This is a genomic window from Sporolactobacillus terrae DSM 11697, from assembly GCF_000648615.1.
GTDB classification, from domain to species: Bacteria; Bacillota; Bacilli; order Bacillales; family Sporolactobacillaceae; genus Sporolactobacillus; species Sporolactobacillus terrae.
The window spans coordinates 93,433-116,198 of record NZ_JFZC01000041.1 but is presented as its reverse complement, the minus strand read 5'-3'; the positions used below and the strand labels follow the sequence as shown (position 1 = coordinate 116,198).

The window sequence follows — 22,766 nt, the reverse complement described above, 5'->3', positions numbered from 1 at the left end:
CCTCAGCTTTGGTTCATTTTGAATGTATCCCGGTCTGTTTGTGCAGGCCTATTTTCTCTTGGACTCTAATAATTCTGCACGTGATAAGATTTCACGGACAATGCCTGCAGGCTTCCGATGATCCGTAATGACCGTCAAATCTGCTGCCTGCGCATAATACGCCTCGCGCTCCTCATGCAAGTGTACGAACTGCTGAGCAGACAGTTTACGCAGCAACGGCCGGTCCGATACTTCTTTCAGCCGAGCGCGAATGACTTCCGGTGAGGCTTTCAGGAAAATAACCGGAATACCTGATTGCACCAAAATCTTCCTGTTTTCTTCACGAACCGGTGTGCCTCCACCTGTCGATAGGATGCCCTCAGCCTGCATTGCCGAGCGCAGCACTTGCGATTCAAGATCGCGAAAGTATGCTTCGCCATGCGCGGCAAAAATTTGATTGATCGACTGGCCGGATTGAGCAACAATCAGCTCATCCAAATCCAAATGCGGCGTATGGGTCGTCTCCGCCATGAGACGACCGACCGTCGTTTTGCCGCTGCCCATGAAGCCGATTAAAATGCATTGCGCCATTATTGGTCACCTCGGATGGTTGGTAATCCGTGCCGGTCCAGTTCACATTTTGCCTGCAACCGGTCTTCCTGATTGGAAAATGACAACTGCAGCACCCCGGCCACGTCTTCACGGATTTCCAGAATATGAATATTTACTAAATTGATCTTTGCGTTCTCTAAAATCCGCGTTACGCGGGCTAGCGAACCAATGCAATCCGGGAGATTAAGAAATAAGTCGTAAAAGTTCGGTGCATGCGCGCCGGTCTGTGCATTAAGATTGTCGCGCGTGACTTTCGCTTCTTTAAAAAACGTCCGGATCGATTCACGGTCGGAAGCCGCTAGTGCTTGTCTAACCTCATCCAAACACTGGCTAAACCGATCAATTTTATCAATAAGCGTTTCGCGATTGCTGAGCAGAATGTCTGTCCACATCGTTGGATCAGACGAAGCGATCCGTGTAATGCTCTTGAATCCTCCTGCAGCCAATTTCAACGAAAGCGGCGAATTTCGAAATTCATTCTGGGACATGTTCACCAATCCGGAAGCCAAGATATGCGGGAGGTGACTGATCTGTGCCACGATCCGATCATGCCGGCTGGCGGAAACCGTCAGCCATTTGACGGACAATTCGGACAGCAGCTCTTGCAGCGCACGGGCAGCCGCTTGATGCCGCTCATCAATCAGCGTATCGTTGATCAGAAAATAATAGGCACTCTGAAACAAATCTGCACGGGCAGCACGTATCGTCGTCTTGTGCCAGCCGGCCATCGGATGCCCGCCGATAAAAATAACCTTTTTTTCCGTAAGTTTCTGTGCGTGCTGCATGATCGCTTGCTTCGTACTGCCGACGTCGGTCACAATGACTTCAGGTTTCAGGCTCAGTTCTGCAAGCGTTTTGATATGGTCAATAATAATCCCGACCGGTGCAGACAGCACGATCACATCGGCGTTGGCGGCAACTTCGTTAAGCTGCAGCGAACCCTCATCAATGATTCCGGACCGTTTTGCGTGCTCAAGCACATCGGGGCTGACATCGACAGCAACAATCCGCTCATCCGGCCATTTCTTGCGAATCGCCAGCGCAATCGATCCGCCGATAAGTCCCAAGCCATCGATTAAAATCGTTTTCATCGCTCCTCAGTCCCCTCTTCGCAGAGCAGCTGCTTAAGATCGTCAAAAAAGCCGGGATAAGAAATATTAATGGCCGCCTCGTTTTCCAAATAAAGCGAACGGTCGCAGAGCAGCGCCGCAACCGCCAGCATCATCCCGATTCGGTGATCGCCATGTGTATCGGCCCGATCACTCATCTGGGGGTTCAATGCGGTCTGTCCATGAATGATCAAACCATCAGGCAGTTCTTCGATGCGAGCGCCGAGCTTCGTCAGTTCTTCGGCAACAACTGCAATACGATCCGTTTCTTTGACGCGTAGCTCTTCCGCACCGGTAATGAGTGTTGTTCCTTTCGCCTGAGTGGCCAGCAGAGCAACCAAAGGCAGTTCATCAATAACGCTTGGAATATCTTCCTGTGACAGATGAATTGCTTTTAAATGGGAATGGCGCACCCGCAGATCACCGGACGGCTCCACCTGTTCCTTTTCGTTAAGCACGTCGACGGAAGCACCCATTCGATTTAATACATCCAGGAAACCGGTACGCGTTGGATTAAGTCCAACATTTTTCAACGTCACCTCGCTGCCCGGGAGCAGTGCCGCCGCAGTAAGAAAGAAAGCAGCCGAAGACAAATCACCCGGTACCGTAACATTTTGCCCGATCAGTTGCGGTTTCCCCATCACTTGAATTGTCCGTCCGTCCTGATAAATCTCACCGCCAAAAGCCTTGAGCATCCGTTCCGTATGATCGCGGGTTTGCAGTTTCTCAATGATGGTCGATTCACCGCGCGTCTGCAATGCGGCCAAAATCAGGGCGCTTTTCACTTGAGCGCTGGCGACCGGTAAACGGTAGTTGAGCGTTTTGAGATTTTGCTGCCCAAAAACGGTAATGGGCAGCGTCCCTTTTTCGCCGACTTTAAAACGTGCACCGGCTTGGGAAAGCGGCTCAGTGACCCGTCGCATTGGCCGCCTGCTTAGCGATGCGTCGCCAAATAGCTCCGTCGTAAAATGCTGCCCGCTCAGTAATCCGAGCAGAAGCCGGGTTGTTGTCCCGGAATTGCCCATGTTCAGCGGATGGCGCGGCGGCTTCAGACCATTCGGTGCTCCGTGTACACGAACATGATCACTGCTGCGTTCGATCACAACACCCATGTCCCGAAACGCCTGAATCGTTGTGATACAGTCATCAGACGGCAAAAAATTACTGACTTCAGTCGCACCGCTGCTGATCGCACCGAAAATGATACTTCGATGGGAAATGCTTTTATCTCCTGGAACATGGAGCTGACCATGAAGTCCCTTGCGAATCGTTGTTGTTAATTTTTTCATCTGACATTCACCTTGATTGCTTCAATATTTTGTACACGCACCAAACCATATCAACCGCATAGGTTTTTTCAATCGTTTCTTGCTCGCCAAGACTGATGATTTTCTTGTTGGTCACAACAAGTTGAGCGTGGTTTAACCGATAGTTCTGGTAAGCTAAATATTTGCTGTTCGTGTAACGAATTTCCACCGAGCGGTCACTGTTCTGCAAGTACTTCTTTAATAAGGCGACCGTTGCCGGATGTGTATAGGCAATGGCATGAGCCGCATCCTGCCTGCGGACTAATACAAGCGGATCAAGTTGAGCGTGAAAACAGTCGATCAGTTTCAACTGCTCCAAATAGCCGTAATGAACATCCGCCCAATCAATGTTTCTGCGCGAGGATTTAAATGCTGCCGGTATGAGCAGAAAATCGCCCACAAACGCATCCAAATGATTGATCACGGACTCGAAGCTGTCATGGAGTACGAGACGTCCATCGTCACACTGATGCCGAAGATAGTCCGACGCCGCTTCGCAGCTGTCCGTTTCTGCAGGTCCTAAAGTATGGATAATCACGCTCAGCACTCCTTCGTTCTGTCCCCAGTCTATAAAACTCGACGAGACAATGATTCATTAATAGTTTTTCAGTTCTTCGCAATAGTCGCTGTATTGCTTCTTCAAGCGATGAAAACGACTGCAGTCAAACGTATCGAGAATGACTTTGCACAGTTCAATGGCAACAACCGATTCGATAATGAGTGATGCTGGGACAATTGCCGTCACATCCGAGCGCTCGATGCTGGCTTTTTGTTCTTCTTTGCTGTCGATCGCCACGCTGTGCAGCGGCTTATAGAGTGTCGGGATCGGTTTCATCGCCGCATTGACAATAATCGGCATACCGTTGGTCATTCCACCTTCGAATCCGCCAAGATGGTCGCTGCTTCGGCACCAGCCTTGCTCCTTGTCCCAATAGATCTGATCCATCACATCACTGCCGGAGCGTCTGCTCAGCTCGAAACCATCGCCGAATGAGACCCCTTTAAAGGCATTGATCCCCAGCACTGCAGCAGCAATTTTGGCGTCCAATTTTTCATTCCAGCTGATGTAGCTGCCGAGACCGGCAGGTACGTTCGAGGCAACGACACGAACGACGCCTCCGAGGGTGTCCCCCGCTTTTTTCATTTGATCGATCAATTCATGGATCTGCTGAACCTTGTCCTGATCAACGATACGCAGATCGTTAAGGGCGAGCGCCTGTTCAATTTCGTCTGGAGAAAGCAAACGCTCACCATCGGCTTCGATTGGACCAATGCTACGCACATATCCGGCAATCGTTATCCCCAATTGATTGAGCAGCTGCGTGCAAACCGCACCGACAGCAACGCGCATTGCCGTTTCGCGTGCTGAAGACCGTTCCAGCACATTACGCAAATCGCGATGTCCGTATTTCATCCCGCCGACCAGATCGGCATGCCCGGGACGCGGCTTCTTGACTTCCCGCATCGCGACCTCAGGGTCCGGTGCACCGATTGGCTTCATGACCTCGCCCCAATGTTTGTGATCGATATTGGCAATGCGCAACGTAATCGGTGAGCCGAGCGTGACGCCGTGACGCACACCGGATGTGATTTTCACCTCGTCTTTTTCAATTTTTTGCCGATAGCCGCGGCCGTACCCACACTGGCGTGCATGCAATTTCTCATTTATTTTTTCAACCGACAAAGTTAATCCTGCCGGGAATCCTTCGATCACCCCGGTCAGTTCCGGCCCGTGTGATTCGCCGGCTGTTAAGTAGATCATTGAACTCTTCCTTTCTCTTGAATCTCGGATTGATAGTTTTTCGAGCTGGTCATAATACTCTTAAAAATGGATTGGTAGTATCTGCTGTTTTCTTTATCGCGGATCTTTTGTTCAATTTTATCAAGAATTTCTTTTTCCCGTGCCGAATCGAAAATCGTACCGTTTTGCTGGATTTTTTTCAAACCGATCGCCCGCACATGCTTAAAACGCCGCTGCAACAGCTTCAGAATGAAGAAATCAATGCTATTGATTTGCCTGCGTTCACGGCTAAGATCTGACGATTCAATGCTATCCATCAGACGATGTCCGATCACCCAGATGACTAGGGAAATGAGTGCGAGCACGATATCAAAACGCAAGGCGGCAGCCGTGCTGATTTTCGACAGCATGCCGGTAATGATCGGCACGGTAAATAATGCGATGCTGCCGAATGAGAAATAAATGCCGGTGACGCGCCCTTTTGCATGTGGGAACATGGCGCTGAAAATGTTCAGTCCAACCTGCATGACACCACCGGCTGCCGTGACTCCGAAAAGAAAAGAGGTGATACTGACGAGCAGCGGATGCGTTGAAAAGCAGATGACCAGCAGATTAAGCACAGATAAGCCGTTCAATCCCACAATTAAGCGGATGTCGCGAATCAACCCGCGTTGAAGAATGCTGAAAATCAAGAGTACGCCGATAATCGATCCCATACTGTATAGCGACAGCAGAAAATGCGCCTGAAGGTTGTTCATTCCCAAAAAATCGATCCCATAAAGGGTAATCCACTGAGTAAACAAAATCATCACGGCCATTGACGTGTAGCCATAGATTGACAGAATTATGAGCATGCCGATTTTCGGTGCGGTCAATCGTTCACTGAACAGACGCTGGCTGATTTGTTTTTCTGTTTTTGGCCGCTGCGGGAACTTGGTCCGACTGATCAAGATCAAATTGATAAGCAAAATCGCACCGGTGATGATAAAGCTCATGCCGTACCAGCCGCCTAGATTTTCATTAAGCCCAATATAGATGGGCAGAACAAATTCACCGAGCGACATGGCGGCCTTGATCAAGATATTGTAAGCCCCGTTATTACCGTTCATCTCAAGGAAAGTTGGATAGGTTCCCGAATCCAGCGCCGAATTTGCCATGCCGGCCAGAATGGTCAACAAATAGGCGATATGAAAATCATGCGTGAGCGTTATACCGAAAAAAAAGACCACATACAAGCCCATGCCGAAAACAACTAACGCCTTGCGGCCGTAACGATCCGATAAGCTGCCCAGTGCGTAATAGGCGATCAGCTTGCCGATGCCCATTCCAGAAATTGCAAAAGAAACGACGGCAAGCGGCGTGCCCCACTCACCACTCAATGTCTTCATATTCTGCGTCAAAATAATCAGCCCAATGCCGTGAACAAAGTAATTCAGATACAAAATAAGACTGAGTCTGACTTTGTTTGATCGATTCATTTCATTCATCCCTTCTGTTTCTCTGAAAAAAAAAATAAACCAGCCGGATCTATTGACCCAACTGGTTTTATAACAACGCCAAATAAAGATGCTCTTCCACTTGCAATGGCAACCAATTAGATCGAAGTTACTTCGCATCTAAGTTGGCCTGCCTATTACAGCTTCCCAACTTCAGACGCTCACGCAATCTTGCGTTCGCACCCGAAGCGGATACGAACGCTACCTAAAGTAGTAATAGAAGCCGTAATAGTCTTTTTCAAACCATTGCCAAGTCTGCATCATTTAACGTTCCCTTCAAATGAGATTACGTATAATTTAAACACCAACCGAAACGGTTGTCAATACCATTTTCAGATGTTTCGATTGAAACGATTGCCGCACGATTGATTAGGTCGTGATCCCCTTGGCAATTGCCCGAGCCAGCCCGCTTGGATTCTCCCAAGCCATGGAGTGCCCGGCATTTTTTACCACATCAACGCCAATGCCCTGCTGTCGAAGCATCTGTTCATCCGGGTCTGGAAGGGACTTCGCGCCAAAAAGAAATGTTTTTGGGCAATCCAGCGCATAGAATTGTTTTCGCCACGAAGGCTCGACTCCTTTTGCCGCCGACTTTGAAAGACGATAGGCCGCTTCGCGCGACCATAGGGACAAGGAGGCTGCCCACATTTGATTTCCGCTCGCGCGGCTGTCTTGAATTAACGTTTCAAATCCATTTTTCAGAAATTGATCTTCTTCATAATCAGCAATACATTTACTGGTTGATCCCTCACTGCTTTTGTCTAGATTTGCTTCACTCAAAAGGAGGCGATTCACCCGTTCCTGGCACTTGCCGGCAAGTGCGATTGCAATCGCTCCGCCTAAACTGTGCCCGAACAGCACGAAATCATGCAAATGAAGTGCAGCAACAAAGTCAGCCAGATATTCTGCATGTGCGCTTACGGTATAACTGAAATCCGGCGGTTTGTCACTGTAGCCGGCCCCTAGAAGGTCAACGATAATGCAGCGATGTTTTTGAAGTTCTGCCTGAGCCGCGACTTGAGGATAGTCAAATGATCCGGCACATCCGAGTCCATGAATAAAGACAATCGGTTGATCTCGCCCTGGAAAATCATTATAGCGCATGGTTGCATGTGCCTTTTCAATGTAAAATGCTTTCATGGAGTATCCCTCTTTGCAGATTCGTTTTATTCATTTTAACATGCCTTCTGCAAAGCATGCCTTGCGCAGCCGCCACGTTCCTTTATTTTTTCCTGGCCTTCATCCCCGCTTCAAACTTCCGTCCCGACTCAAGCGGACTCTCTTTTGCCGTCAGCACATCCGGAGTCAGGCAGTAAACAGTGGTCGGGCTGCCCAGTTTTGAACGATACTTCTCGACATGACTGCGTGCGAGCGGACGGTCAAAGTAACCCGGAACATATTTATCTAATAGCTTCTGCATGACCTCCGTCGCTTCATCCCAATCCGCGATCTGCTTCACTTGTCCAAAGATCATCACACTCATGTATGCGGTGCTCGTGTGTGCCGGCACTGGACTCGTCATGATGCCCAGTTCCTCGCAAACCGTGAAGGAAACCTTGGAATTCGCACGCATTAGCTCGGCCTTTTTCCCCGCATTCGCGCCATGAAAGTAGATTCTATCTTTGTGCCAGATATAATTAAGCGGAACCACATAAGGGTATTCCTCATCGGCAACGCCTAGAAACCCAATCTCGGAATTGATTAAAAATTGGTTAATTTTATCCGTATCCTTACATTCCAGCGCCTTTTTTCGCAATGCACGCATGTCAACCACCGCCTTTTTTATTCTGATCATTTATAATATTATATAAACCACTGTATCCTTTAAAAGATACAGATTAGCATAAATTAACCGGTACAGAGGAGAAAAGGTAATGGAAATTATTCCGAAACTTGATGATCACTTAAACGAACCGTTGTATCTGCAGCTCTACGCATACTTTAAGCGCGAGATTGAGTTGGCCGGCTTACCGGAACAGACGCGGCTTCCCTCGATCCGCTATCTGGCAGATCAGCTCGCACTCAGCAAAACCACTGTACAAATGGCCTACCAGCAGCTGCTCGCGGAAGGTTATCTTGAAAGCAGACCACGCAGCGGCTATTTTGTCGCAAAAATGGATCACCCGTTCCTGAACCGTTCCGCCGGTTCGATGCGCACAATCAAGCCTAAGCAGCTTAACCGGACAAGTGAAAAAGCGCCTGACATCGACTTCTTTATGTCCGCGATTGATGTCAGCCATTTTCCACTCAATGCATGGCGGAAATGTGAGCAGAGGCTGTTTGAAGATCCAAGTGTGATCGGATACGGCGCTTATCAAGGCGAAGCTAGCCTCAGAGAATTGCTTGCCGGCTACTTGCATCGCTCGCGCGGCGTCCAATGCATGCCGGAACAAATTGTCATCGCTGCTGGAACTCCGTCCATACTTGCGCTACTCTACCAGCTTATCGATTGGAAAACCGGTCGGATTGCAATGGAGGATCCTGGTTATCAAGGCGTGCGCCGCTCGCTTCAAAAACGACCGATCCAACTGGTACCGATCAGCGTTGAAAAGGAAGGTCTGTCCATCAACAAATTAACGCATGCACCCGTTGATGCGGTCTACATCACGCCATCACATCAGTATCCATTAGGCATGGTGATGCCGATCACAAACCGCATTCAGCTGCTCGACTGGGCCAACAAGCAGGCGCGATGGATCATTGAAGATGATTATGATGGCGAGTTTCGCTATCGAGGTAAACCGATCCCCTCACTTCAAGGCATTGATGAGCACAATCGGGTCATCTACATCGGCACGTTTTCTAAATCACTGATGCCGGCGATTCGAATCAGCTACATGGTCTTGCCGCCCGAACTTCTCGGCACCTATCAACAGCTAGAATGGCGGCAAAGTGCGTCGCGGCTGCATCAACAGACGCTTGCTCTATTTATGAGAAGTGGGAAATGGGAGCAGCATATCCGCAGGATGCGGACGCTGTACAAGAAAAAACAAGCGCTGCTCTTAAACGAAATTCAGTCGGTCATGGGTAACCATTGTGCAGTAAGCGGTCAGGACGCAGGGCTCCACATTGTCCTCCATGTGAAGAGTAAAGTCCCCGCCGCTGTGCTGATTGAGAAGGCGAAATCGGTCGGTGTTCTTGTGTACGAAGTCTCTGCCGTTCTTCACAAAAAGGAGCTTCAAACCTCCGTTCTGCTTGGCTACGGCGGATTGTCTCCAGAAGAAATCAAAAAGGGCATCCAACGCTTGCATCAAGCCTGGCTGCATGATTATCAATGAGTTCAATTAGAAAAGGGATTGTTTTATGCGAGACGCTCGAATGTACGCAGTACGATTTCTGAAGATAAAATAAGGACTTGAAGAGCGCACATCAAATGTGATTCTTATTGCAGAGGAAGGGTCGAGTAAATTAAAGAAATGGTGTGCTATTGCTATTCATGACGTTTAATACGCATGAGTTATTTTGCGTGTTCCCTTAGAACATCAGCAATAGCCGTCAGTGCCTGCGTTGTTTTGTGTTGACCTGCTTCGAGTTTTGAGAGACGTGCATTGGTTTCTAATTGAGCGGTTTCAAGGTTGCTCAATCGGCGATCAACAGTGTCAAAATGCTTGTCGATCTTGTCGAAACGTTCATCCACCGCTTCAAAACGTTTATCCATTTGATCAAAACGTTCATCCACCGCTTCAAAGCGCTTGTCCACTTGATCAAAACGTTCATCCACCGCTTCAAAACGTTTATCCATTTGATCAAAACGTTCATCCACCGCTTCAAAACGTTTGTCCACTTGATCGAAACGTTCATCCACCGCTTCAAAACGTTTGTCCACTTGATCAAAACGTTCATCCACCGCTTCAAAGCGCTTGTCCACTTGATCGAAACGTTCATCCACCGCTTCAAAGCGCTTGTCCACAGAATCTTTAAAATTCAAAATCACTTTTCGTGTATCGGTGACCAGTTCAAACAATTGATGAAAATCGCTGTCTTTTATTTGCATAGACTCACCTCCATTTATGTGGTTTCAGTTATTATACAATGAAATGCCGCTTAGCAAAAGTCCTCTCTACCCATACCACACGGCTTTTTCAACGACAAAGTTACAAATTTGCACCGGTTTGATTCAAAACGTTTTCCTATTCATCGCGTATCGTTTTCAAAAACAACATTAATGCTGTTTTCCTTTATTCCAGCAATCGATTACGTTAAGTACCTAAAATAAATGTAAACCGTTGAGATTACCAGTGACAAAATCATTACGGGTAATCCGATTTTCATAAATCTTAGAAAGGTGATTGGATAGCCCTCTTTCCCAGATAAACCGGCAACAATTAAATTTGCACTTGCTCCAATCAGCATTCCATTTCCTCCAAGACAGGCTCCCAGAGAAAGGCTCCACCAAATTGGTTCCAGATCATTGACTCCCATTTGGCCCATGTCCTGAATCAAGGGAATCATTGTCGCTACAAATGGAATATTATCGATAAATGCGGATGCAAAACCGCTCATCCACAAAATTAAAAAAGTTGCCGGTGCAAGATTGCCTCCGGTCAATTGGATCACTTGCTCTGCAAGCAAACGTATCATCCCGGTCTCCTCTAATCCGCCAACAAGAACAAATAACCCAACAAAGAAAAAAATTGTTGTCCATTCCACCTGATGGAACGCACGTTCAAGTTGCTTCTCTCCGGATAAAAGGAGCAGAAGAAAAGCACCCATCAGCGCCACAGTTGCCGTCTCCAACCCCAATGCCTGATGCAGAAAGAACCCTGAAATGGTCAGCAACAAGACAGCTAAAGATTTAATTAGCAATAGTCGATCCACAATCTCACTGCTCGGATCCAGAGCGGCAATCTGTTCCCGCGCTTCATCAGTTGTTGTTAATTGTTTACGATATATAAACCGAAGAATTAGCAAGGTGAGAACCATAATGATAATGATCACCGGTGCAAGATTCGTGATAAAATCCATAAAGCTAAGGCTTTTAACCGCACTACCGATCATGATGTTCGGAGGGTCGCCGATCATCGTTGCTGTTCCCCCGATATTCGACATAAGTATCTCTGAAATAAGAAACGGAATCGGAGAAACCTTAAGTGCTCTTGAAATACTGAAGGTCACCGGCACCATCAGCAAAACTGTAGTTACATTGTCCAGAAACGAAGAGCCCAGTGCAGTAATCAACGAAAAAACAACAAGAAGAGCGACCGGCCTGCCGCCTACTTTTTTTGCTGCCCAAAGTGCAATGAATTTAAATAATCCGGTTTCCGCTGTGATTGATACGATGATCATCATTCCGATCAGCAAGCCCAATGTATTAAAGTCAATATGTGCTAATGCCACGTGCTGACTGACGATCCCCAATACAATCATTAGTCCGCCGCCGATCATCGCGATGATCGTTCGATGAATTTTTTCAGCAATAATCAGTCCATAGGTCAGTACAAAGATACCAATTGCAAGTAACGATTCATTCCCCATGCTGCTCTGCCTCCTGTTGGTTTTCTCTTCTCTTTAGCCGTGTGCGGATCTTCATGCTATCCCGTTCCATTGAACTGTTTTCAGCAGCTGAAGTTGAAATAAGTGAACAATGAACGCAGTGTAAACTTCCTTTCGGACAATCACTTGATACACCTTGTCTTTTTGCGGATAAAACAAAATGTCTGTTGAGACTTTGTCGCTCTCAAAAAAAATCTTCATTTGACGCAAGCGATTCAGCGCATCATTGGTCTTTGCCTGAATCATAAATGCACAATCTCCTGCATCGTCTTGTTCTTTCAAATAAATTTGTGATTTGTTCACCTCATAGGTCAAGTTCTTCACTTTTTCATCACCCTTTATTTCTCAGTGGTATTCACTTGAGTGTGCTCATTTTCAAACAGGACCTTCAGTAAAGGCGGCGTGACAAGTGTGGTCACCATAACGACGACAATCAGCGGTGTGAAAAATTCTTCAGCGAGAAGCTTGGCGTCCAATCCTATTTTGGCTAGGATCAAGGCGACCTCACCTCTGGAAATCATCCCAGCGCCGACCCGCGCCGACCCATGGAAATCAAATCCAGTCAAATAAGCACCAATGCCAGAGCCGGCCAGTTTTGAAAAAACAGCCAAGAGCGAAATCGCCACAATAAACCAAATCTGCTCGTTAAGCCCTGAGAAAGAAACGTTTAGTCCGATACTGACGAAAAAAATGGGAACAAACACGCCGTAGGCAACCGGCTCAATTTTATGCTCGATTGTTTTACTGTACTGAGTTTGCGCAATTGCCGCACCGGCGATAAAAGCACCGATAATTCCCGCAACACCAAGTAGATCAGCGTAGTAGGCAAAAAGCAGGCAAAGAATGAGTGCACCGCTAAGTAACGGTTCACTGACTTTCATTTTACCGAACCAGCTCATCACCATCGGAAGTCCCTTCCAACTAATCAGAATAATAGAAGCGAAGAACAGTACTTTTTCACCAATCACAAGCAGTGTGCTTTGATCGGATTCCCCGAAGAAGCTCATGGCAAAAGCTAACAGAATAATGACTAGAATGTCATCGAGAACGGCCGCCCCTAGTATCGTGGTACTTTCTCTTGTTTGCAGCTTTCCCATTTCTTTCAATGACTGGACGGTAATACTCACGGAAGTTGCCGAAAGAATTAATCCTAAGAAAACAGCGTGAGCTAAATCCATGCCTAAGATCAGCCCTGCAAGATATCCGAAGCCAAGCGGGAAGATGATGCCACCAATCGCCGCAGCTGAAGAGGGTCTTGCATTTTGACGCAGACCATCCAAGTCGGTTTCGAGTCCTGCAATGAACATCAGTAGAATGACACCGACTTCGCTTAATAGATGGATGGTGTCCGAATTTGGAATCCAGCCAAGCAGCGCTGGACCAATCACGATACCAACCACAAGTTCGCCGAGAACAGCCGGCTGTTTTAACAAAACACTCACATGACCAGCTAATTTTGTTGCAATCAAAATAATCGCTAATTCTAAAATAAAATGCACGATTTTCCTCCTTACACAATTGGTTATTTTTGGAAAAAAGACAATTAAAAAAGGAGCCTATGTGACAGGCTCCTCCAAAACGCTCAATATAATACAGTTCTTAGTGTTAAGAGTAACGAAGTTCCCTTTTTCTGTCAAGATAAACCCTCGCCTGTTCAAGCGCTTTTGCCTGAGTATGCGCTAATTTATCGAAAACCTCCCATTAGCCTACCGTCTGCGATTAACCCGACAAAACCATCGACACATACACACCTATTAACGTCACGACGAGAACCGGTATCGTCATTACAATTCCGATTTTAAAGTACGAGCCCCAGCCAATTTTCACGCCTTTTCCTGAAAGGACGTGTAGCCAAAGCAACGTTGCGAGCGACCCGATCGGTGTCATCTTCGGTCCAAGATCGGCACCGACAACATTAGCATAGACGAGTGCCTGTTTCATCACTCCGGCAACCGGCAATGCATCAATCGACAGCGCATTGATCATGACGGTCGGCAAGTTGTTCATCAACGCCGACAGCACTGCTGAGAGAAATCCCATCACGATTGTTCCCGTCAGCAGGCCACCATCGACACCTGCCTCAATAACCCGAGCAAGTCGATGAATGATCCCAGCATTTCTTAAACCATAGACAACGACATACATGCCTAAAGAAAAAAATACAATACTCCACGGTGCACTTTTTATAATCGTTCTGGTATGAATCGCAGGGCTTCGGCCTCCAAGAAAAAGAAACACAAACGCAACCGCCAAAGCAATAAAGGATACTGGAATTTTAATGAAACTGCTGACAAAGTAGCCGGCCACAAGCGCGATCAGCACGAACCAGGAAATGTGAAACATACGACGATCCTTAAGTGCGGTAGCCGGCTTCTTCAAATTGGTTAATTGATAGGTACGTGGCCAGTCCTTCCGAAAATAGAAATAAAGGACGGCAATACTTGCAGCCAATGAGAAAAGTGTCGGGATCAGCATATGCATGGCATAGCGTCCAAAAGAAACGCTAAAGAAATCTGCTGAAACAATATTTACCAAGTTGCTTACAACCAGGGGCAAAGAGGTCGTGTCCGCAATAAACCCACTGGCGATCACAAAGGGAAACACCCGACGTTCATCAAAGTTCAAGGCACGCACCATCGCAAGCACAATCGGCGTCAGAATCAGCGCGCCGCCATCATTGGCAAACAGTGCCGAGATGAGCGCGCCGAGTACGGAAATCAAGATAAACATACGAATTCCGTGACCGTTCGCCAGACGCGCCATATGCAGCGCCGCCCACTCAAAGAAACCGATACGATCCAAGATCAATGAAATAATAATAATCGCTACAAAAGCAAGTGTCGCATTCCATATGATGCCTGCAACCGTCCAGACATCCTGAAACCGAACAACGCCGACGAGCAAAGCAAGCAGCGCTCCGCCGCATGCAGACCAACCGATCGATAGATTTTTCGGCTGCCAAATAACAAACGTCAATGTTAATAAAAAAACAAGAACAGCTAAGATTGCTGCCATTACGTTTCCCCTTTTCTCTATTATAACAAACTAAAAATGGAGTCAGGAAAGAAGCACCGACTCCTGTGTACATAGAAAGCATGTTCTAACAAAAATACTTGAATCCATTTTACCGTCCCTTAAAAATGGTCTTCATCCGTTTCTTGCCACGGGATAACCGTTAACCGATGGCCAGCATTTCGATCTACACGCTCGATCCATATGCGCTCGTTAACTGAACGTTTCTTTAGCAACGGATCATTGGTGCGGGTCCTCATCAAACTTTGGTTGACAACCCACCACGATGGCCGAATGCCGGCACGTTCTAAGTCAGCAGTCAGACGCTCTGCTTCAAACACAGGCGTTGGTTCCGGTAGCATCACGATTACTACTGCCGTCTCATCCGGATTGCGGAGCCGCGGGAGAAGCTGTTGGATGGATTTGGGTACTGTTCCTGCTGCATGTGCAATTTCACGATGATATTCCTCAGTTGCATCTAAAAGTAGTAGCGTATGACCGGACGGTGCCGTATCAATGACTACATACGTATCATCAGCCTTTTGAACCAACTCAGCAAATGCGCGAAAGACGGCGATTTCTTCCGTACACGGTGATTTCAGATCTTCTTCCAGATACGCGAGCCCTTCATCATCCAGCTGTTCACGAGAGCGTTCCAGAATCTTTTTTCGATAGTTTTTAACTTCTGTCTTCGGGTCAATCCGGCTCACGGTAATCCTTTGAGATTTTCCTGCGCTAACGAAGTCACATTGACCTGCAGGATCTGTCGTTGTTAAATGAACATTTTCTCCCTGGGCAGCAAGTTCCAAGGCAATGGTCCGGGCTAATGTTGTTTTGCCCACGCCGCCTTTTCCCATCGTGAAGACCACACGCTGCTTTCTTTCAATCAATTCATCGATGAATCGACTCAACTCAGGGTACTGCTTCGATTTCTTCGTTTCGAACGGGGACGCCCATTGATCACGTGTACCCATCACTTGATCGGACAAAAGCTTACGAATATTTCGTACGCCGGTCATGTTACAAGGTGCCAAAAACAGATGGTACACCGGAATCGTGCGAAGTTCCTGCGGCAGATTTGCGAGTGCTTCATGCTGACGAGTCACAAGCGCAGCAGCTAAAGCATCATCAGTCTTGCTTTGTTCAATCTGCCCATTGATCACTAAATGCTGATTATTCATGCCAATATTCGTTAATTCCCTAGATGCTCGAGCCGCTTCATTAATGGTCGAAAGTTCCGGTCTCGCGACTAGGATCAGCATCGTTCGCTTCTCATCCTCGAGTACCTGGACGGTTTCTAAGTATTGTTCTTTTTTATCATTTAAGCCGGCTAATGGACCAAGACATGATGTGCCTTGTGTGTTCTCATTCAGAAAGCCGCTCCATGCACCTGGCAGCTGCAAAAGGCGCAGCGTATGGCCGGTGGGCGCCGTATCAAAAAGAATGTGATCATAGCTTCGGTCGAGCGCTCGATTGGTCAGCAACGACGAAAAGACGTCAAATGCAGCGATTTCTACGGTGCAACTTCCAGAAAGCTGCTCTTCCATTTGCTTCACAGCCGCGTCCGGCAACAGACCTCGATATGGCGCGATCACTTTTTCTCTGTAGCGTGCAGCCGCTTCTTCCGGATTCAGATTGGATACGAACAGATTCGGAACTTCAGAGATTTCAGTGATCTCCATGGTGAGCACTGCATCAAAAACGTCCTGCAAATTCGATGCAGGATCCGTACTGACAAGCAGCACCCGCTTTCCCTGATCCGCAAGTGCAACCGCCGTCGCGCACGCAATCGATGTTTTTCCAACGCCGCCTTTGCCTGTAAAAAATAAGTAGCGGGGCAGCGCCATTGTTTGTGGCCGGAATAGGCGCGTCAAGAGATCTCCTTCTTTCCCTTATTGGTTCATATTCAGCTTGAATTGAAAGTGCTGCTTTTTATTGATCGCTTCAAGCGCAATTCCCGACCATTCTGCCAGTTCCTGGTTGGTCGGATAGCTTCCTTTTTTCACAAGCTTTCCGTCTGCGAGTGTTATCGGGAGAACCTCTGTACCTTCCTTTTTCAGCAAATCCCGAATGAGTGAATTCGCTACGAAGGCATCCGGATTACTGGTCAAATTCATGCGTACAATATCGAATTCCTTACGCCGGATATTCCGTACTGCACAAGTGATCCGAATCAACTCTGAATCAGTACTTGGTCCACAAACGCCCGTTGCACAGCACATCGCCGCCTCGAAAATTTGAATGGATTTCATCGCTGACATCTCCTTAGTGATTGGACTGCTTATCTTCCTCAGCAAACCGCTTAATCCGTGCACCGATTCCATCACGTACCCGCTGAAAAACCTGCCACTTTTCTTCATCCGTTCCTTCAGCTTTTGCCGGGTCATCAAAACCCCAATGTTCGCGCCGCACATTCGGCGGAGTCCTTGGGCACCGATCCTCAGCATCGCCGCACAGCGTCACAACAAGATAAGCACGGCTGAGCAGCTGCGGATCAATACGTTTCGATTTTTGATCAGAAATGTCGATACCGACTTCATTCATCGCCTTCACCGCTTTGGGATTCAAGCCGTGCGCTTCGATCCCGGCAGAATATACGTCAAAGTCGCTGGCTAAATACTTTTTGGCAAATCCTTCAGCCATCTGACTGCGGCAGGAGTTGCCGGTGCAGAGAAAATAAATGATTTTTTTGCTCATGGTCACTGTTCCTTCCCTTATTGGATTTACCTGTGCTCAGCTTCAACAGTCGTTTCATTCACAGCATTTCGGATTGTCGCAGCTTGGTAGCTGTTGATCCGGCAGAGCTTTGAGAATTACCGACACATAATCCGGCAGCTGCTGATTCAGGCTATAATAGACCCATGTCCCCTGCTTCCGTTCTTGAACGATACCCGCAAGCCGAAGCTTTTTAAGATGTTGGCTGATTGCCGGTTGTGAGACATTTAGGACATCCACAAGTTCACACACGCATAGTTCTCTTTGCTTCAAATAGGAAAGGAGAGTCAAGCGTGTTTGATCGCCAAGCAGTTTAAGCAACGCAGCAAGTTCCGAAACACGTGCATTTGTGCCGATCATCGATTCAACTCCTGTCTATATTCACTCACACTTATATTATTATACACTTATATTAAAAGATAACTGCTCTTCATGCAACAAAAATCATTTCCTTTACTTTTTTTGCGGATTGGCTTTACCCGGGATTTTTCACATAAGAAAAACCAATCTTATTTTTGTGTACGCTCCGATCGCTCGCTTGCCGCGGGCGCACCGCGAGCCCCCTCAGACAGGGCAGGAATCTGCGGGGTCTCGCTGGCACGCATCAACTAGGCGCGATCCCGCTGGCGCCAGGCACCTCCGCTTTAATTCTTGGCTAAGACACTGGTCCCATCCATTTCACTTCTTTTTCATTAAGCATTCTGGGTCTTAATTAAGTAACTCGTAAAATAAGCGGAGTTTCTTCGGTTATCTACAGAACGGAGCTCGTTTCGGGGGTACATAAGCGGAGGTTTTCCGCTTATGCAAAGCAAACCCCTCATTTTCGCGTTTTTCAAGTCGATAAGCGGAAGCTCTCCGTCTATTTAAGCTAATTTTTAGTTTTATTTTCAAATTAAAAGGATTTTTTCCGCCTATTTACTTCCGCAGGATGCGGTGACTTCTGCGTTGTGCACAGGACGTACTTTCACAGGATGTGATGACTTTCGCGTTGCATACAGGACGTACTTCCGCAGGATGCGGTGACTTCCGCGTTGTGCACAGGACGTACTTCCGCAGGATGCGGTGACTTCTGCGTTGTGCACAGGACGTACTTTCACAGGATGTGATGACTTTCGCGTTGCATACAGGACGTACTTCCGCAGGATGCGGTGACTTCCGCGTTGTGCACAGGACGTACTTCCGCAGGATGCGGTGACTTTCGCGTTGCATACAGGACGTATGCGTCCTTAGCGAAAGTTCCTTTATAATTAGCGGAAGTTCCCTTACAATTACGAAAGTTCCTTTATAATTAGCAGAAGTTCCTCTTACAATTAGCGAAAGTTCCACTTTTATGCCGTTATCATCGTCCCAGCAAGGCAAAATTATAAATTGTCTTTACCTATAAAAAAAAGCCCCGATCCGGAGCTTCTTCCATTGCTTATTCCGCTCATACTTTAGCAGTCGAAAAAAATTCTTCGTAAAGGGCCTGTACCGCCCGATCTTCAACCGCTTCCTTAACGCCGAACATCATGCTCGTTTCCGATGAACCTTGATTAATCATCTCAATGTTAATATGAGCATTGGCTAATGCCATTGATGCGCGTGCGTTTGTACCGACCTTTTGTCTCATCCCTTCGCCCACCATCATGATCAGCGCAAGGTCGTGTTCAACATGAACTTCATCGGCGTGAAGTTCCTCGATGAGACGCGCGGTAATCTCCTTTTCAAGCGTTTCATCAATCTGGCTTTGGCGAAGAATAACCGTCATATCATCAATCCCCGAGGGAATATGTTCAAAGGACAAGCCATAGTCTTCTAAAATACAGAGCACCTTGCGTCCGAATCCGATTTCCTTATTCATGAGGTATTTGCTGATGTATATGCTGCAGAAGCCGTCGTCACTAGCAATTCCGACAACCGGCCCGTTCGTATTTTTGCGTTCGCTCACAATTCTCGTTCCTGGAGCCTCCGGATTGTTGGTATTCTTCACGTTGACCGGAATGCCTACGCGGAAAGCCGGGATCAGTGCTTCATCATGAAAAACAGAAAAACCGCCATAAGAAAGTTCGCGCATTTCACGGTACGTCAGTTCGCAAATTTCTCTCGGATGAGAAACAAGATGCGGATTCACCGCATAAACGGCATCAACATCGGTGAAGTTCTCATAGAGATCCGCTTTTACCCCATTTGCCAAGATCGATCCGGTTATATCCGATCCGCTGCGCGAAAATGTAACCACTTCGCCGTCGGTATTATAGCCAAAGAAACCTGGAAATACGATAATTCCCGGCTGATCGCGCAATGCGTAAAGCCGTTCATACGATTCAGGGAGCACCTGCGCGTTGCCGGGCTCATTGCTGACAAGCAAACCTGCTTCTTTTGGTGAAACATAATGAGCATTCAAGCCTTTATGTTTAAAGCAGGCAGCAACAAGCTTGGCGTTATTATCCTCGCCGCTCGCCTTAACCGCTTCAATAAAGGCGGATGGGTTGGTCTTGTCGCTTGCAAGCAGACTGAGCAGATCATCTTTGACTTTTCTGATAATTGTATCGGCAAGATGAAGTTCTTCAGCAATGCTTTGGTATCTGCCGACAATCGTATCGACTAGATCATGCGTATCTTCACCTTTCAAACAGCGTTCAGCGCAGCTGATCAAAAGGTCGGTTACTTTTTCATCGTCCGCATAGCGTTTTCCAGGAGCGGATACGACGACGATTTTACGTTCAGGATCTGATGAAACAATTTGATATACTTTTTCGACTTGTACTCCGGAAGCCAGTGAGCTTCCTCCAAATTTAACTACTTTCATGAAGCAACAGCAACCCCTACTTATTTGATTCTTTCCGCAAATGTCTTTTCATTATTACTCTTTTCAGAAAAATTTTCAAACCCTTTTTCTACTTTTTCTCGAATAATCAGTGACAAAATTGGAAGAAGGGGTAAAAAAACGTCTGTCCATCCAATTATTCTGAGTGCGGACGCTCAGATGACTCACATCACAGAGCGGTTCGGTACCAGTAGGCAGCTGCTTCAACTTCCTCCGCGTCAGCCCTCTTGTCCTCTTTTCCTCGACATCTCTAGACTTTCTTACAATGAAATAAAGTCGTTCACATCATAAACTTTCCCATTCACTAACGGTTCATTTAATATCAAGTTGACTAACGTACCTGCAACCGTTGCAGGTGGACGCAGCTTACCGTTTTCTTTAAAGCCTACAAAAGTACTATGGTCGGCGAATGCTTCTGCTGCTGTACTTCGGATCGTTTCCTGCATCTCAGTATCCATAATTCCCGGACTGAAGGCGATCACTTTATGCGGCAACCCGGCCTGTTCCTGTTCCAGCCCTGCTGTTTTCGTATGCATATCAATCGCCGCTTTGGTCGTGCAGTAGACGCCCCAGCCATGGATCGCCCGTTCTGCGGCACCGGAAGTCACGTTGACAATCACTAGTTCCGTTTTTTCACCGTCCAGTTGCTGCAGTATGCGGTTATTGATTAACATCGGCGCAAGCATATTTAATTGAATGGCTTGCTGAATCGCTGGGGCATCTAAATAGCCCAACCGTTCAATCGGTTCCACAGTTCCCGCATTATTGACCACATATACTTTTTCGGGTTTCTCAGATGAGATCCGCGCACAGACCTGCTGCATGGCGGATGAAACATCGGATGCATCTGCAAGATTCGCTGCAACATGCACATAATGCCCGTTGCTCCCTTTAATGAGTGCATCAATGGTCGCGTTGATGCTGCGGGAGATGCCGATCACCCGAATCCCGCGCTCAAGCAGGATACGGCTCGTCTCATACCCGAGTCCGCGTGATCCGCCGGTAACTATTGCTAACTCCATCACGTATCCCTCCTAGTGATTCATTTCCACATCTTACAACCGATTGACAAACGCTTCGATTCGGTCCATACCCTCTTTAATCTTTTGCATCGACGTTGCATAGGAAATGCGGACGTATCCTGAAGCATGCGTCCCGAAATGGTCACCGGGAACGACCGCGACATGCGCTTCATCGAGCAGACGATCACAGAATTCCTTTGCGGCAAGTCCCGTCTTTGTAATGTTCGCAAAAAGGTAGAAGGCACCCATCGGTTTAATCGAAGACAGACGATCAATCGCATTAATCCGTTGATAAATATAATTACGCCTCTTTTCATATTCAGCGACCATCATTTCACGGTAATCCGTTCCGCGGGTGAACGCTTCGATCGCCGCGAATTGGGCAGAAGTATTCACGCAGCTCCAAACGTCCTCGGTAATCTTCGTCATCTCTCGAATCAAATTCAGCGGTCCGGTTGCAAAACCAACACGGAAACCGGTCATCGCATGGGTTTTCGAGCAACTGTCGATAATCAGCGTACGTTCCTTCATTCCAGGAAAAGAGGCGATACTTGTGTACGTTTCTCCATCAAAGAGAATGTGGCGATACACCTCATCACTGATCACAACAAGGTCATGTTTCACCGCAATCTCAGCAATCGCGCGCAGCGATGCTGCATCAATCACACTGCCGGTCGGATTGCTCGGTGAGTTTAGCAGAATTACTTTTGTCTTCGCAGTGATTGCCTTGTCAATGGCAACTGGATCAATCACGAAATCATGCGCTTCATCGACATCAACCGCAACAGGCTTGCCACCGCAAAGCACGATCTGCTGCCCATAATTGCTCCAGTACGGCGAACTGAAAATGACTTCATCCCCAGAATTCAAAAGTGTGGTCAAACCGAGAAAAAGCGCGCCCATGCCGCCCGTTGTCACGAGACAGTTTTCCGTCTCATAAGAAACACCGATGGCCTCTTTGAGGTAGGCTGCATAAACCTCCCGCAGCTTTGTCATTCCTGCGCCAGGCGCATATTTAGTTTCTCCATTATCGAGAGCGCTTTTTGCTGCCTCAATCACATTCGGTGCTGAATGAAAGTCCGGTTCACCAACCGCAAACGAAATGACATCATCAATACGCGCGGCACGCACCATCATATCCCGAATCGGCGATGGATGGATGGCGGCCACTTTCTTTGAAAATTCCACGTAACGCTCCTCCAATTCTTAATAACCTTTCTCTATACTATCAGTAAATCGATTCGAGCGGATAAGCAAAAGATGCTTTAAAATAAATTTTCACAGCCAATGCATCCCGGTGCTTTGGGAAAAACAAGCATTGTTTAAATAAAGCGCGTTGTTTTCCAGAATCCTAATTGCCGTGCGACAAAAAACGAGCGGTAGGGATTCACCCTCCCTCCGCTCGTTTTCTTGCGTTGCTCGCGCTGCGTTTTCGTATCTGCTTTGATTGGCCAGCTTTATCCTATTTAATGCA

Annotated in this window: 21 protein-coding genes; 1 reads left to right on the top strand and 20 read right to left on the bottom strand. The window is 47.4% G+C overall.

The genetic code is table 11. From position 1 onward, the window contains the following. Window positions 1-48: 48 nt before the first annotated feature. From AA84_RS0109110 to AA84_RS0109075, 8 genes are all read right to left on the bottom strand, one after another. Entirely contained in the window at window positions 49-570 is a 522-nt protein-coding gene (locus tag AA84_RS0109110; RefSeq protein WP_028976938.1) for a shikimate kinase, read from the bottom strand. Then, a complete protein-coding gene (locus tag AA84_RS0109105) occupies window positions 570-1,682 on the bottom strand; it encodes a prephenate dehydrogenase (RefSeq protein ID WP_028976937.1) in 1,113 nt (370 codons plus the stop codon). Before AA84_RS0109105 ends, AA84_RS0109110 begins: the two co-directional genes overlap by 1 nt. Then, window positions 1,679-2,989 carry a 3-phosphoshikimate 1-carboxyvinyltransferase gene (aroA, locus tag AA84_RS0109100; protein WP_028976936.1) on the bottom strand — a complete coding sequence of 437 codons (1,311 nt, stop codon included), beginning with the start codon at window positions 2,987-2,989 and terminating at the stop codon, window positions 1,679-1,681. Before aroA ends, AA84_RS0109105 begins: the two co-directional genes overlap by 4 nt. A gap of 7 nt (window positions 2,990-2,996) precedes the next feature. Further along, the gene (locus tag AA84_RS0109095) at window positions 2,997-3,545 is read right to left on the bottom strand and encodes a hypothetical protein (protein ID WP_028976935.1); all 549 of its coding nucleotides are present in this window, start codon (window positions 3,543-3,545) and stop codon (window positions 2,997-2,999) included. Window positions 3,546-3,602: 57 nt separating this feature from the next. Next, a complete protein-coding gene (gene aroC, locus AA84_RS0109090; protein ID WP_028976934.1) occupies window positions 3,603-4,769 on the bottom strand; it encodes a chorismate synthase in 1,167 nt (388 codons plus the stop codon). Further along, window positions 4,766-6,226 carry an MFS transporter gene (locus AA84_RS0109085; protein ID WP_028976933.1) on the bottom strand — a complete coding sequence of 487 codons (1,461 nt, stop codon included), beginning with the start codon at window positions 6,224-6,226 and terminating at the stop codon, window positions 4,766-4,768. The genes aroC and AA84_RS0109085 overlap by 4 nt, the downstream gene beginning before the upstream one ends. Window positions 6,227-6,613: 387 nt before the next feature. After that, window positions 6,614-7,384, bottom strand: a complete 771-nt coding sequence (locus tag AA84_RS0109080; protein ID WP_028976932.1) for an alpha/beta fold hydrolase — start codon at window positions 7,382-7,384, stop codon at window positions 6,614-6,616. An 82-nt stretch (window positions 7,385-7,466) separates the two neighbouring features. Continuing rightward, window positions 7,467-8,009, bottom strand: a complete 543-nt coding sequence (locus AA84_RS0109075; RefSeq protein ID WP_028976931.1) for a pyridoxamine 5'-phosphate oxidase family protein — start codon at window positions 8,007-8,009, stop codon at window positions 7,467-7,469. Window positions 8,010-8,118: 109 nt separating this feature from the next. Between AA84_RS0109075 and pdxR the strand changes: the two genes are divergently transcribed. Further along, window positions 8,119-9,522, top strand: coding sequence for a MocR-like pyridoxine biosynthesis transcription factor PdxR (gene pdxR, locus AA84_RS0109070; RefSeq protein ID WP_028976930.1), 1,404 nt, complete (start codon window positions 8,119-8,121; stop codon window positions 9,520-9,522). 179 nt (window positions 9,523-9,701) lie between these two features. On the opposite strand, the gene AA84_RS17530 is transcribed toward pdxR, so the two are convergent. The 12 genes from AA84_RS17530 to AA84_RS0109010 all read right to left on the bottom strand — a co-directional run bounded on the left by AA84_RS17530 (window position 9,702) and on the right by AA84_RS0109010 (window position 22,480). Beyond that, entirely contained in the window at window positions 9,702-10,238 is a 537-nt protein-coding gene (locus AA84_RS17530) for a hypothetical protein (protein ID WP_051577906.1), read from the bottom strand. Window positions 10,239-10,438: 200 nt separating this feature from the next. Beyond that, entirely contained in the window at window positions 10,439-11,719 is a 1,281-nt protein-coding gene (locus AA84_RS0109060; protein WP_028976929.1) for an ArsB/NhaD family transporter, read from the bottom strand. 51 nt (window positions 11,720-11,770) lie between these two features. Next, entirely contained in the window at window positions 11,771-12,061 is a 291-nt protein-coding gene (locus AA84_RS0109055) for a hypothetical protein (RefSeq protein WP_010025172.1), read from the bottom strand. 14 nt (window positions 12,062-12,075) lie between these two features. Continuing rightward, a complete protein-coding gene (locus AA84_RS0109050) occupies window positions 12,076-13,236 on the bottom strand; it encodes a cation:proton antiporter (protein ID WP_028976928.1) in 1,161 nt (386 codons plus the stop codon). A gap of 220 nt (window positions 13,237-13,456) precedes the next feature. After that, on the bottom strand, window positions 13,457-14,752 hold the full coding sequence (locus AA84_RS0109045; protein WP_028976927.1) for an arsenic transporter: 1,296 nt from the start codon (window positions 14,750-14,752) through the stop codon (window positions 13,457-13,459). A 119-nt stretch (window positions 14,753-14,871) separates the two neighbouring features. After that, window positions 14,872-16,623, bottom strand: coding sequence for an arsenical pump-driving ATPase (gene arsA / locus AA84_RS0109040; RefSeq protein ID WP_028976926.1), 1,752 nt, complete (start codon window positions 16,621-16,623; stop codon window positions 14,872-14,874). Window positions 16,624-16,641: 18 nt separating this feature from the next. Next, window positions 16,642-17,001: an arsenite efflux transporter metallochaperone ArsD gene (gene arsD, locus AA84_RS0109035; RefSeq protein ID WP_010024593.1), complete on the bottom strand. Its 360-nt coding sequence runs from the start codon at window positions 16,999-17,001 to the stop codon at window positions 16,642-16,644. A gap of 13 nt (window positions 17,002-17,014) precedes the next feature. Next, window positions 17,015-17,446: an arsenate reductase (thioredoxin) gene (gene arsC / locus AA84_RS0109030; RefSeq protein ID WP_028976925.1), complete on the bottom strand. Its 432-nt coding sequence runs from the start codon at window positions 17,444-17,446 to the stop codon at window positions 17,015-17,017. A gap of 54 nt (window positions 17,447-17,500) precedes the next feature. Beyond that, entirely contained in the window at window positions 17,501-17,824 is a 324-nt protein-coding gene (locus AA84_RS0109025) for an ArsR/SmtB family transcription factor (RefSeq protein ID WP_010024591.1), read from the bottom strand. A gap of 1,066 nt (window positions 17,825-18,890) precedes the next feature. Then, entirely contained in the window at window positions 18,891-20,252 is a 1,362-nt protein-coding gene (locus AA84_RS0109020; RefSeq protein WP_010023617.1) for an aspartate kinase, read from the bottom strand. Window positions 20,253-20,530: 278 nt separating this feature from the next. Further along, complete coding sequence (locus AA84_RS0109015; protein ID WP_010023619.1) at window positions 20,531-21,292, bottom strand: SDR family NAD(P)-dependent oxidoreductase; 762 nt, start codon at window positions 21,290-21,292, stop codon at window positions 20,531-20,533. A gap of 33 nt (window positions 21,293-21,325) precedes the next feature. Further along, a complete protein-coding gene (locus tag AA84_RS0109010; protein WP_028976924.1) occupies window positions 21,326-22,480 on the bottom strand; it encodes a pyridoxal phosphate-dependent aminotransferase in 1,155 nt (384 codons plus the stop codon). Window positions 22,481-22,766: the final 286 nt, after the last annotated feature.